The following is a 12,884-nucleotide window of genomic DNA, read 5'->3' on the forward strand; positions in this document are numbered from 1 at the left end:
AGTCATGTGGGACTTTTTGCATACAGTCAAAAAGCCCTTAGAAAATGAATTCTAAGAACTTTGTCTTCAATCTGAGAGGCTTAAGCCTCTCTTCTTTATTAGAAATCTGCCACGTTGTGGTAAACTTTTTGGACGTCATCATCATCTTCCAGCGCGTCAACCAGCTTTTCAAAGGTTTCTAAGTCTTCTCCCTCAAGCGTCACTTCGGATTGTGGAATCATTTCAAGTTCAGTCACTTGGAATTCTTCAATACCTGATTGGCGAAGAGCTTCTAGACCTTTGTGAAGATCTGTTGGTGCTGTGTAAACAGTGATAGTTCCTTCGTGCTCTTCGACATCGTCTACTTCGACATCTGCTTCAAGCAATTGCTCAAAGATAGCATCAGCATCATCGCCAGCGAAGACAATAACGCCTTTTTTATCAAACATATAGGATACAGAACCTGCTGCACCCATGTTGCCACCATTTTTACCGTAAGCTGTACGAACATTAGCCGCTGTACGGTTAACGTTTGACGTCAAGGTATCGACAATAATCATTGAACCATTTGGTCCAAAACCTTCATAACGACCTTCTACAAACGTCTCATCTGTATTACCTTTAGCCTTATCAATGGCTTTATCAATAACGTGTTTTGGTACTTGAGCTTGTTTGGCACGATCGATAACAAATTTCAAAGCTGAGTTTGTTTCTGGATCTGGATCACCTTGTTTAGCAGCAACATAGATTTCGACACCAAATTTAGCGTAAACTTTAGACGTTGCGCCGTCTTTAGCCGTTTTCTTTGCAACAATATTTGCCCACTTACGTCCCATGGGATTCACCTCTTAAATTTATATGATTTTGGCCTATACTAAGGACCAATGACTTTACTATTATAGCACTTTGGCGGGATTTCGTAAAATATCATCCTAGTCACTCATCTGGTTTAATCCCCAAAGGGATGCGCCCTAAATTCTGCTCCATGATATTTGGATGTCCCAATCGATAAATAGTATCAGCCCGTTGACCCGTTTCATCCCAAGGAACCTTACCGATGCGGCTGACAATTTCCACAGACTTTTTCACACGTTTCAAATGTTCTTGCCCTTTTTGGGAAAATCCTAACAGTCGAACAGCTTCAGGAATTGGTTTTTCCACAGCATTGACTAAAATATATGTTAAAACCCGTCTAACCCTGGCTTTCGTAAACCGTTTGGTAGCAACTTTATCCACAAGGTCTTCAAGTGAGGAAGCTGAATGGATAGCTGATTGTATTCGACTAGCCAATTCGTCATTAACTTGAAAGACTTTGGTCAAATCAGAATGCGTGAGAACCTGGTATTTTAACAAGGGAAAATAGTTATCCCAAGACACTGGTGGACAAGCCTGTAATAAGTCATAGTTAGGCACGGACTTTTCCACAAAAGCAGGGTCATTTCTGTGCAGGCGAATAGCAGTTGCTGAAGCTATCGTTTCGGATTTGCTTTCTGAGTGGAAACCAGCGCCTAGGCGCTTAATAGACTGTAATTTAATCTTTCTAACTGCACATGCCTTAGCATAAGTCAATCCCAAGATATGATTTGGCGTATTGCCAGAAAAGGAAATCCCCGTAAAGTGCTCCCACATGTCTTGACTTTTTTGAGGATAGGAAAGGTGGTTAGGAAGGCTAGCCAGGTAATCCTCCATGGCAGCTTGATTGGTCACATAAGTCTCAGCCATCTGATTATAGTCGATAGCTTCTTCTGTTCCAAAGGTCAATTGGTTAACACCCAACTTTGCGAGAATCGCAACCGCACCGTCAGCGAAATAGTCAGCAGACTGGACAGAAACAAGAAATGGAAGCTCAACCACGAGGTCAGCACCATTTTCCAAGGCCATCTGAGCCCTAGTCCACTTATCCACAAAAGCAGGCTCCCCACGCTGCATAAAATTGCCTGACATGGCCACAATCTTGAGCCCCTGCGCCTGATCCAGCAGGTGCTTGTGCCCATTGTGAAAAGGGTTGAATTCTGCGATGATGCCTGATGTGGTCATGGGAGAGGGCCTTTCTAATGTTTTATCCTTGTTAATACGCTTCCAAAATCAAGGCGGCACTGTGTTAGTTCGCCTTGCTGTACCACCAATACTGCCTACGGATGGTCACCTAGTCTAATGTTGATTTTTATTAAGTCTCATTACCACTTGCTAGGTAATAATGTCTTGATTTGGTCTGTCCTGTCGCTTGAAGTAAACCCAGCTCAACAAATTTAACCAAATAACGCCGAGCAGTCGCTGAACTTACACCCGCTAACTCCTGTAACTGACGACTGGTGATACCATCATGTTGGGTCAGATAAGTGCTGACTAAGTTGAAAATCGTCGCTTCTTTTTCGCTCATCAATTCGCTCATTTTGGTGAGCGAATTTTTGAGTGAATACATCTGTAGGGTTTCCAGAATAGCTGACAACATAAACTCAATAAAAACTGTTGAATCATTGGCATCGTTACTTTGAGAAAGTGCAGCATAATAGCCCTGTTGGTGATGATAAATCACAGATTCAATCGGCAACCATTCAAAAATAGGGTTCCATTGACTGAGCAATAAGCTCTGCCACAAGCGTCCCATCCGCCCATTGCCATCCTCAAAAGGATGGATAATCTCAAGTTCAAAATGTACAATGGACGACTTGACTAGCATAGAGACTTGGCTGTCTCTGGCCCAATCAAACAAATCTGCAAGTAAGTTAGGTACAAACTGAGGTCTAGCACCCACATGAACGACCTGACCTTGACCATCAAAAACCCCTACATCTCCCGAACGAAACTGTCCAGGGGACTTGACTAAGCCTTGGGTTAAAAGCCCATGAGCCAATAAAAAGTCATCAACCGCATAAGGATTAAGACGAAAAGCACGCTCGTAAGCCTCATAAGCATTTTGCACCTCGTGAATATCCTTAGGAGTCCCAAGAACACGGCGCCCTTCAATAATATCTGTGACCTGCTCCAAGGACAGGCTATTGTTCTCAATAGCTAAAGAAGACTGGATGGAACGAATGCGATTCTCCTTACGCAGGTGTAGCTCCCGCTTTTCCAAAGAGAGCTTGGTCACATACGCTGAAATCTCCTGAACCAAGTTCAACATGGTTTCTGTAATGGTATAGGGTGAAATCATACCTCTCCTTCCTTGACGCATCTAATCAACGTCATCTGCCCTCAAACTCCGATAAACATCATCAATAAAAAGCTTGGCAATCCGTTTTTTAAAGTCCGCATTATTGAGCAAGACCCCAAAGAAATCCTGGTTCTGCATATAACCCTCTGTCAAAGCATTGTCAATCTCATCCTCAAAAGAGAAAACAAAATCTTCCCGTGAATTAACCTTGGCTGATTCCTTCAATTTAGAATTCTTTTTCATCAGTTCACGGATCGAGACCGCCCCACTAACACCAATCTGCTCATCAATATTGAGATTCAGCTGTTCGTTGATTTCCTCAATAATTTCAGATAATTTCTTCTCTTGGTCTTCGGTAACCTCAGATAAACTCGGCTTATTGAGTTTGACCTGATAATCTCCTTCCAATTCAGCCACTGTATAAAAGCCTGTCTGCTTGTGTTTCATATAATCCACAACGATTTTATCAGCCACAGTAAAATCATTACCGCCAAGATGGACATCAATCAACTTAACCAAGCCTTGCAAAAAATTATAGCGCTCATGAAGCACCTCATTTTGATAAGCGGTCGCTTGGATAAGGAAGGTGTACATCCGCAAGAAACCTCGAATGACCTTCTTAATGCCAAGTTGCGCCTTCTCATCAAATTGTTTCACCCGTTCATTAGCCTTGGTCAACAAGGCCAACATCTTTTGCTTATCACGGCTAGAGCGTTTTTCCTGATAAAGATACTGGTTATAGGTGTAAACCTCATCATAATCCAAAATGCCAAATGCTTCTACCTTACGGTCCAAGTCAAAGACATCACTTGGCGTAATAGTCTCTGCTAAAATGGTCTCTTGATAGTAGGGCGCAAAGGCCTGATTGATTTCCTCGTAAGTATTTTTGAAATCCAAAATAAAGGTTTTCTTATTATATCCCTTAACGATTCGATTGAGGCGAGAAAGGGTCTGAACAGCCGCTACATCTCGTAATTTCTTATCGACATACATGGCCACCAACTTGGGTTGATCAAAACCAGTCTGGTATTTATTGGCTACGATTAAGACCTGGTAGTCATCCGTATCAAAATGCGCCTTTAACTGATCTTCCTTGATTTTATTGAGTGAAGTTTCACTATACTCTTGCTCATTCAAAGTCACCTTGCCCGAAAAAGCAATCAAAGTGCCGATACTGGTGATATGATGTTCCCTAAAATACTGCTTGAAAGCCTGATCGTATTTGACCGCAGCTTCCCGACCCGCGGTCACAATCATCGCCTTGCCCTGACCTCCCAACTCGGCCATGACATCATGACTGATGAAATGGTCCATAATAATCTCAACCTTTTGATTGATATTTTCATCTGATAACTCGACAAATTTTGCAATCTTACGCTTGGCAATCCCTGTCTTGAAGGCAGGGTCTTCTTCCACCGCCTTGTTAAGACGATAATAGGTCTTATAGGTCGTGTAGTTATTGAGAATATCTAAGATAAAGCCTTCTTCAATAGCCTGCTTCATACTATAGAGGTCAAAGGGTGCCTTTGACCCATCGGCTTGTGTTCGGCCAAAAAGTTGAAGGGTAGTTGCTTTAGGTGTGGCAGTAAAGGCAATCACAGAAATATTGGGCTGTTTCCCCGTCCGAGCTAATTCTTGCTCAATGGCATCTCCGACAGAAACTTCCTGCACTTCGTCAATGGTGCCATTCTCCTGGTCCGTCTCTGTCAAAACATGACTGACTGCACTCATGTAAGACCCCGTCGTTGAACTATGGGCTTCATCAATCAAGATTGCAAAATGCTTCTGAGCTGTCGGGCCTACAGTCATCCAGTCTGACTTGTTAATTTGAGCAAACTTATGAATGGTAGTCGCAATAATTTTAGTATTGCCAGCTAAAGCTGCCGCCAAATCACTTGAGGTCGCCTTATCATCCATGACCTTAATCACACCAGGCTGATGGTCAATGGCACGCACCGCATCCTGCAACTGGCGGTCAACCACAATCCGATCCGTCACAATCAAGACGGTGTCCACAATATTTTGATCCTCATCATCGTGTAGACTGGTCAAACTATGGGCCAGCCAGGCGATGGTATTGGTCTTGCCAGAACCCGCCGAATGCTGAATCAGATAATTGCTGTCCGTATGATTAAGCCTCATATCCGCCAAGACCCGATTGACCGCACGGCGTTGCTGATAGCGAGGGAAAATCAGGTCTTTTTTATTTGGTGTCAAAAAGATAAAGCGTTCAAGCAACTGAATGACACTGTCCTTTTGTAGCACTTCTCGCCAGAAATACTGGGTATTTGGACCATCTTCACAATGGGGATTACCTGCACCTTGGGTCACTCCCTTACCCTTGCCTTGGTTAAAGGGCAGAAAATAAGTCTCTGCATCTTTTAACTGGGTGGTCATATACACCTCTAAGGCATCAACCGCAAAACTGGCCAAGACACCAGTATTAAAGCGGAAAAGACGATTTTTTGCTTCGCGTCGCTTGAGTTGGGCAATCACATCCCGTACCGATTGGCCACTAGAGTTGAGTTTGAGCTCAATGGCAAACAGCGCCAAGCCATTGAGGAAAATCACCAAATCAATCCGCTCATCACCCTGATAGTTGACCTCTTCCATGACAGACAGACGATTGCTCTGATAATGTTGGTTAGCCTTGGCATTAAAGCTGGTTGCTGGCTTGCGGTACATGAGGTAGAGGTGCTTGTTTTCGATGTAAACCCCCGTTTTTAAAGCATAGAGAAAACCACCCTTACCAATCTCCAAGTTGATCAAATTGATAAGGGTTTCCTTATCCAGTTTCTTCAGCAGAACCTCCATGGTCTCTTCCTGGGTTTCCAGTAAAAAATCCCAGAGCAACTCCACATCCATGGCCAAACGGCTGTCGTAATCCGACTGGGGCCGCTGAATATAACCATTTTCCTGAACCAGGTCCTGTAAAATCCACTGCTGAAAATCATAGCGTTCGTTGAGGTTGAGTTTAGCCATTAATCAACTCTCCTTCAAATAGTCTGTTATTAGTCGAAAGCTCCAAAACGATTATTTCATTCTGTTCTGCTTCAGATAAGCCTGATGACACTAATTTTTCTTTTAAAATTGCAGAAATATATTGAATATCGGTAGCTTCAACAATTTCTACTAAAGACTTCAGGTCTTCTCCTTCAATACTTTCAAGAACATCGTGAACAATAAAGTTTGGAACACTTTTTTTAATCTCATTTGCAAATAGTTGATAAGCAACATCGTAAGACGCAATAAGTGATTTCCTAGTACCTGTACCTGTCCCCTCTGTCAGATGGGATACAGATATCGGAAAATCATTCGGACTGGAATGATAAATCAAAATTGGATACTCCTTATTCACACTAGTAGCAATGTCTTTGAAATACTTATTAAAAATCTCAAGTTTTTGTTTATAGGAGTCTTCACTCTTTTTAGAGGTTATTTCTAGTTCTCGAAGACGACTCTGAAGTTGTTCCTCTTCATCATTAAATCTACTAATACTTTTTATAACTGCTTGATTCTGTGCTTGTTTTAATTTTAGTTTATCTAACTCATTTACTTTGTCATAATAAACATCAACTTTATTTGCTTCAACCAGAGATATAAAATTTGAATTTTCACGTACAAGAGCTGTAATCTCTGTCTCTAAATCTTCCTTATCATTCCATAATGCATCATGTCTATCTTTAAGATACTTTAATTTATTATGATTAAGTTGCTTATTAAACTCTACCAAATCTGAAAAAGTTTTTGTTATTTCTGGAATTAATTGAGACATTTCAGAAAAAAAGTCACTTATTAATTCTTCATTGACCTCTCTATGAAACTGTTCATTAATTTCATTGATGTACGCTTGGTTGCGAGACAAATCAAAATCAATCTGAGCCAATACCCTTGTCAACTCTTCATAGCGTTGTCTAACTCCATTTATCTTATGACGATTCTCCTCAAATGATTTTCTATCAACAATATCATTAACTTCTAATTCTAGTCGTATTATTTCTGTTGTCAAAACATCATTTATTTGATTAATTTCATCGACCTCAGTAAAACCACCTACTTTATTGTACCTCTGACGAGCATACTCTAATTGTTTTAATTCTGTTTGCAGTTTTCCTATTTCTGAGTTTATCTTGGGATTAGAAATATCAAACAAAAAATTATAAAGTGCTCGATACTCTTGTTTTTTACCAAACTTATCCAAAACATTCAAAAATTGATTGTTATCCTTCGTCATCAAAATTCTGACAAATGGTTTAATAACCTTTCTAAAAGTTGGTACGGCATTGTAGTTTCTAAAAAGTGATATATTCAAAAAATTATGTAAATCTTTTAAAGTTATTTCCTCTCCATTGATAAACCGCTTCCCTCTGTTAAATAGCTCTGTCTTTATGGAAATTTCTTGAGAAGGATTATCAAAACTATCAATTAAAATCATTTCTGTGAGTACTTTATTATTTTCAATAAAATCTCTCAATCGCTCATTAACATTTTTAGTTTCGAAGTCTGTATAAATGGCTTTTTTATCCTTTGAACCCAAACTTAAGTCTATTAATTTTAGGCAGGTTGTTTTACCCACACTATTATGCTTATCTGACTCCTCCGTATCTGCTATAAAATTTACCCCTTTTCTAAATTCAATCCTTCTTAAAACTTCATCGGAGTTTTTACTAATAATACTCAACTCTTTAATAAACATGTTCTATCTCTCCTTTTTCGTTTATAGTTATTTTATCCAATAGAAAAAGAAAGTCTAATGCAAGAACAAAAAAATTATAATTTAAACTATCATCAATTCTTTTCTGTAATTCTTGATAAAGAGAATTTGAATCAAGAGTTTTTACTGAAATAATGGAGTTTAGAACACCAGAGAGATAAAAAATTGTCTTATGAGGCTCCACATTCTTATCCAGAAGCAACATTTTTTACCTCCTCATATTCATTGGGATTCAATAAAATCTGACATTTAATAACACCATATTGCAATAAGGCTATGATGAATTTATCAATATCAAAATCATCAATACCGCTACTTTGATATTTAGGATCGTTAATAATTCTATTTTTTATATCCTTATGCATCTTATCAAGACAAGCATCGCCATCGCTGACAACTCTAATTCCATCATCATTACATTCACAAGCCTTCCAAAATAGGAACTTAATGTTTTCAATAACTTTTTCGCTTTTTATAAATTCATTTTTTAAAACTTTATCCAAATTAAAGTAGTCATCTATGCTTTGCTCAAATATCCAAATATATTTTTTTGAATGATTGAATTGTAATTTTTTCTTTAGTTCAGCCGGTTCCTTTAAAGAAAAATCACTATCGTTATCGAACTTAAAGCTATATACAAATGATAACAACTCAAAAATAACCGTTGGAACAAGTGGTTTTTGTTCAACATTAGTTATATTCATTATTTGAGTTATATCTTTTCCTTTATTTCCCACACTCTGAGTATACATTTTTTATTACCTATTATCACCAATATTTTGGGTTTGAGTAATACCACTATTATGATTTCCTACCATCTGACTAATGTTAGAGTTTTTCATTAATTTTTTGATTTCCTGTTTTGTCTGATATGAAGTAAAGGCTGAAAAAATACTAATAATTGAAGCAATAATACTTAATATTAAATCTAAATTTTGCATAAATTTTATCTCCTTATTTTAGAAATTAATTGATTAAATTCGTTTTTTCCCCGTCACCACATCATAAATCAGCGTTTGTCGCTGTTGATTGATATTCTCAATTTGTTCTTGTTTAATAGCAATCATCTGATTGATTTTACTTACCTTATTATTAAGATACTCGATAATCTCTGCTTGCTCTGTTATTGAGCAAAGAACGATTTGCAAGTTATTATATTTATCTGCACCAATATTCTGTATTGTGGATTGAATAAACGACTGTTCTTTCCAAATATCAAATAGATAACTTTGTGTATAATAAACCAAGTATTCTGGTAAAATCATTTTCTGATTCACCTCTGCTTTAATCAAATACCCAGCAAATGCTGATTTTCCGTAAGTTTCTCTATAAAGAAATGTTTTACCAACGGTAGCCCCACTTCTAGCAAATAGAACATCTCCGTCTTTTAATATGTAAGGAAACGCCTCTCTCTCATTCAAAGATTGCCTACCAGTGTCTTTTAGGTTACCATTAGAATCAATATCGGTAATCCGTATATATCTAGGTAATGTTTCATCATAATTATCACCCGTTGCATTCGCCCCATATTGAAGTGGCGTTTGTAGTACATACTTCAACCGCTTCACTTCCCACCCCTCCGGTATTTCACCAATCCAGTCCACTCCTGAATCTTTCATTGGGACAGTTTTATCCAGACCCTTGGTGACGGTGTCGTAAATCAGGCTCTGGCGATAATCTTGCAGCATCTCAATCTGCTCCTCAAGCAAGGCCTTGACCTTATCCAACTGAGCGACTTTTTTGTCAAGATAGTCGGCGATACATTTTTGTTCAGCTAGGCTAGGCACTAAAACATCACAATTCTGTAAAATTGATTGCGTGATACTAAAAACTTTAATACCTCTAACCTTACTCTGAACTTGTCGTCTAAAGAGCAATGAATCAAATAAATGCATAAAGTATCTAAAGTCATTTTGCTCTGATTTCTTCAAACTGGCTTTAATCGTATGGTATCCTGCAAACAGATAGCCATTATCATCCAGTCGAGTTGAGAAATTACCTGAACCAACAATATCCTCAGATGTATCAGCAAAAACAAAATCCCCCTGTTGTAGTAAAGCAGATGTATTCGCCAAAAAAGATTTAGAAACAAAAGGAAGACTATCTTTTTCTAAATCAACAAACTTACCATACTTAGAGTGAATTTGACCATAACTGATGACAGGAACTCCTACCTCAACTAAATTTTCTTTCGTAATACTCAAGCCCTTATTTGTATTGAAAAGATATTTAAACTTTGTAACTCCCCACTCCTCTGGTATCTCCCCAATCCAGTCGATACCACTAGCTTTCATCTTAGTCATGTTTGAGGTCCTCCAAGAGTTGCTGGAGCTGGTCTTCTAGGTCATAAAAGTGGGCCAGCAGGTCCTCGGCTTTAGCTGGGGCTTGGTACTGATAGAAATAGCGAGTAAAGGGGATTTCTGCCCCCAGCTTGTCCTCATCCCACCAATAGCGGGCATCTGGCACATGGGGATAAACCTCTCGCTCAAAGTAGGCGTCCACATCCTCGGCCAGCTTGACGATTTCACTATCCTTGGTGGTCTTGTCATAGACGGTACCATCTGCAATCTCCGCAAACTTGTCCTTCTTCTTGGTCCTGATGACCTCTGCGGTTTTATCCATTTGGCTCATGGCTATTGCAATAGCATTGATATTGGCAGCAGTCAGCTTGCAATCTGCCAGCAGCTCCTTTAACTTGGCTGAGAAAACCTCAAAGTTCGGGTAGGTTTCCTGAGATAAACCTGCCTGAAGGGCCTCCAGGATTTGTTCCTGCTTGATTTTCCCTTCTTCCTGCTTTTTCATTGCCAACTCCTGCTTGGCATCACGTGGTTCCATCTGGACTAGCTCTTGATACTTGTCATCATCATACAACTTGGTGAACAATGGCAGAGCTTTGACCCTTTCCAGAGTTTCCAAGCTGATTTCTCCTCGGCGTTGCAGGGGTTGCAAGACCGTCAACTCCTTGTAGAGGAATTCTTCATTAGCAAAGATTTTAACCTGCTCGTTTCCCTCAAAGTCAAGGTAGTTCTTGATAATCCGACGGATATTATCCTCAGACAGCTCCCGACGTTTTTGCCCCAAGGATTTTCGTAGAGGGACAAATTCATTGGTAGCATCGATAAACTGGACCTTACCCTGGCGTTCTGGTCGCTTGTTTTTATTGTAAATCCAGATATAGATGCCGATGCCTGTATTGTAGAAAAATTGCCCAGGCAGGGCAATAATGGCCTCAAGCAAGTCATTTTCTAGGATATAACGGCGGATTTGGCTCTCGCCTGACGTTGTCCCACCAGAAAAAAGTGGAGACCCGTTGGAAATGATAGCAGCTCTGCCATTTTCCTCCAACTTGGCCAAACCATGAAGGTGAAAGAGCAGCTGGGCATCACCAGTCGTTGGGGTGTTGACAAACCGGCCCTCACACCCGTCAGTCCGTTCAAACAAGTCCTGGTCCTCTCGAACAGCCACTTCCACTCCATCATCGGCATCCTTACCACCCCAGGCCTGGCCAAAAGGTGGGTTGGCAATGACAAAATTCATCTTGGTCTGCCTAAATGGGTCGGGATCCTTGAGCGTGTCCGCTTTGACAAAGTAGTCCGATTCTTCCTGACGAATCAGCATGTCAGCCTTTCCGATACCGTAAGTCTCCGAGAGGTACTCCTGACCAAAGAGACGGACATTGACCTTGGCATTGAGTTCTTGGATATAGCTCTTAGCTGTTGCCAGCATACCGCCAGTCCCTGCTGCCATGTCTAGGATTTTCAGCTCTTTGTTGTCCACAAACAGGGCCTCATCTGCCTCAGCCAATAAAAGATTCACCATGAGAGCGATAACCTCACGGGGCGTGTAATGGGAACCTGCCTCCTCGTTTTCAGAGAAACGACGGATAATGTCCTCAAACATATAGCCCATCCGCATGGAATCTACGGAACTTGGCGAAAGATCCAACTCTGAAAACTTTTTGACCACAGTAAAGAGTCGCCCGGTCTGAGCCAGAGTCTCAACCTGCTCTTTGAACTTAAGGTTTTCGATAATATCCTTGACACGCTTAGAGTAACCATCCAGATAATCTAGGAAATTCTCCTTGATGTTATCAGGGGCGTTGAGCATATTTTTCAAGCTATGCTTGCTGAGGTTATAGTACTTATAGCCCGAAATGCTCTCAAAAATCTGGTCTGGCGTTGATGGATTAGCCTTGTATTGTTTCAACACCTTGTCCTTTGTCGGCAAAAGTGCCGCTTCCAGCCGAGCCAGTACAAACATGGGAATGATAACATCACGGTACTTATCTGCCCGATAAGCCCCTCGCAAGGTATTGGCAATGGACCAAACCAAGCTGACATCCTTGCTGATATTGACATCATTTTTCTGAAAGACAGGGAGTTTCTCTTCTAAGATTGACATATTGTTATCTGTTCCTATTTCTGTGTAATCTGTTCCCATTATACCACAAAAAGCCCTTGGTAGAGGGCTTTGTAAAATATCCTAACTACCTACACCAGATGAGATGTATATAACAATCAAATAACTTAAAATTTACTTATTTTTCTTCAACCGTCTACTGGACCCATATTTTATAGATTTGCTTACCCTATTCTCTTTTTCTAACAAATGAGGATGAGAGCGAGTCAAAGAATCTATTATTTTAAATATCCCAATTGATATAACAATCGCACTCACTAAAGCAAGAAAGGGAAGGAGAAAATAATCTCGTCCAATCTCATTGTGAACTTGATTAAGAGAAAATCCGAAAATTTTATAACTTAGGAAGGCTTGTTCATTTTCGGACAAGATATGATAAATAAACAAGGATACTAAAGAAAATAATTTTAACTTAGCAAACAATTGTTTCCCTTGTAAACTCAACTCTACTTTTAGTTTAGTATATCTCAGATAGCTCAAATAAATAAAATCATCTAATATTAAAATGATTACCGCAGGAAGGAACCAGACAACGATATCTATCCTGACCCAATTTATGAGCCATATATAAATAAGCAACGCTCCTCCCATTGTTACAAAATAATATAATTCTTTACC

At 39.7% G+C, this 12,884-nt stretch carries 11 protein-coding genes; all 11 read right to left on the reverse strand.

Annotated features, from left to right (window positions below):
* Positions 1 to 98 precede the first annotated feature (98 nt).
* The gene (locus ACMZ6U_RS06280) at positions 99 to 815 is read right to left on the reverse strand and encodes a YebC/PmpR family DNA-binding transcriptional regulator (RefSeq protein WP_160544536.1); all 717 of its coding nucleotides are present in this window, start codon (positions 813 to 815) and stop codon (positions 99 to 101) included.
* Positions 816 to 915: 100 nt separating this feature from the next.
* Positions 916 to 2,016: a nucleotidyltransferase gene (locus tag ACMZ6U_RS06285; RefSeq protein ID WP_416107195.1), complete on the reverse strand. Its 1,101-nt coding sequence runs from the start codon at positions 2,014 to 2,016 to the stop codon at positions 916 to 918.
* Between the two features lie 130 nt (positions 2,017 to 2,146).
* Positions 2,147 to 3,133 (reverse strand): Fic family protein, encoded by a 987-nt coding sequence (locus tag ACMZ6U_RS06290; protein ID WP_416107197.1) that lies wholly within the window; start codon positions 3,131 to 3,133, stop codon positions 2,147 to 2,149.
* Positions 3,134 to 3,154: 21 nt separating this feature from the next.
* Complete coding sequence (locus ACMZ6U_RS06295) at positions 3,155 to 6,115, reverse strand: type I restriction endonuclease subunit R (protein WP_416107199.1); 2,961 nt, start codon at positions 6,113 to 6,115, stop codon at positions 3,155 to 3,157.
* On the reverse strand, positions 6,108 to 7,829 hold the full coding sequence (locus tag ACMZ6U_RS06300) for a hypothetical protein (RefSeq protein ID WP_416107201.1): 1,722 nt from the start codon (positions 7,827 to 7,829) through the stop codon (positions 6,108 to 6,110). Before ACMZ6U_RS06300 ends, ACMZ6U_RS06295 begins: the two co-directional genes overlap by 8 nt.
* Positions 7,819 to 8,052 (reverse strand): ABC-three component system middle component 6, encoded by a 234-nt coding sequence (locus ACMZ6U_RS06305; protein WP_416107202.1) that lies wholly within the window; start codon positions 8,050 to 8,052, stop codon positions 7,819 to 7,821. Before ACMZ6U_RS06305 ends, ACMZ6U_RS06300 begins: the two co-directional genes overlap by 11 nt.
* Complete coding sequence (locus tag ACMZ6U_RS06310) at positions 8,036 to 8,599, reverse strand: hypothetical protein (protein WP_416107204.1); 564 nt, start codon at positions 8,597 to 8,599, stop codon at positions 8,036 to 8,038. The genes ACMZ6U_RS06305 and ACMZ6U_RS06310 overlap by 17 nt, the downstream gene beginning before the upstream one ends.
* A gap of 6 nt (positions 8,600 to 8,605) precedes the next feature.
* Positions 8,606 to 8,788 carry a hypothetical protein gene (locus ACMZ6U_RS06315; RefSeq protein WP_416107206.1) on the reverse strand — a complete coding sequence of 61 codons (183 nt, stop codon included), beginning with the start codon at positions 8,786 to 8,788 and terminating at the stop codon, positions 8,606 to 8,608.
* 33 nt (positions 8,789 to 8,821) lie between these two features.
* The gene (locus ACMZ6U_RS06320) at positions 8,822 to 10,150 is read right to left on the reverse strand and encodes a restriction endonuclease subunit S (protein WP_416107208.1); all 1,329 of its coding nucleotides are present in this window, start codon (positions 10,148 to 10,150) and stop codon (positions 8,822 to 8,824) included.
* Positions 10,143 to 12,248, reverse strand: coding sequence for a type I restriction-modification system subunit M (locus ACMZ6U_RS06325; RefSeq protein WP_416107210.1), 2,106 nt, complete (start codon positions 12,246 to 12,248; stop codon positions 10,143 to 10,145). The genes ACMZ6U_RS06320 and ACMZ6U_RS06325 overlap by 8 nt, the downstream gene beginning before the upstream one ends.
* A gap of 132 nt (positions 12,249 to 12,380) precedes the next feature.
* On the reverse strand, positions 12,381 to 12,884 hold a 504-nt coding region (locus ACMZ6U_RS06330; protein ID WP_416107212.1), incomplete at its 5' end, for a hypothetical protein.

Origin of the sequence: Streptococcus pluranimalium, assembly GCF_047785745.1 — a bacterium.
GTDB classification, from domain to species: Bacteria; Bacillota; Bacilli; order Lactobacillales; family Streptococcaceae; genus Streptococcus; species Streptococcus pluranimalium_B.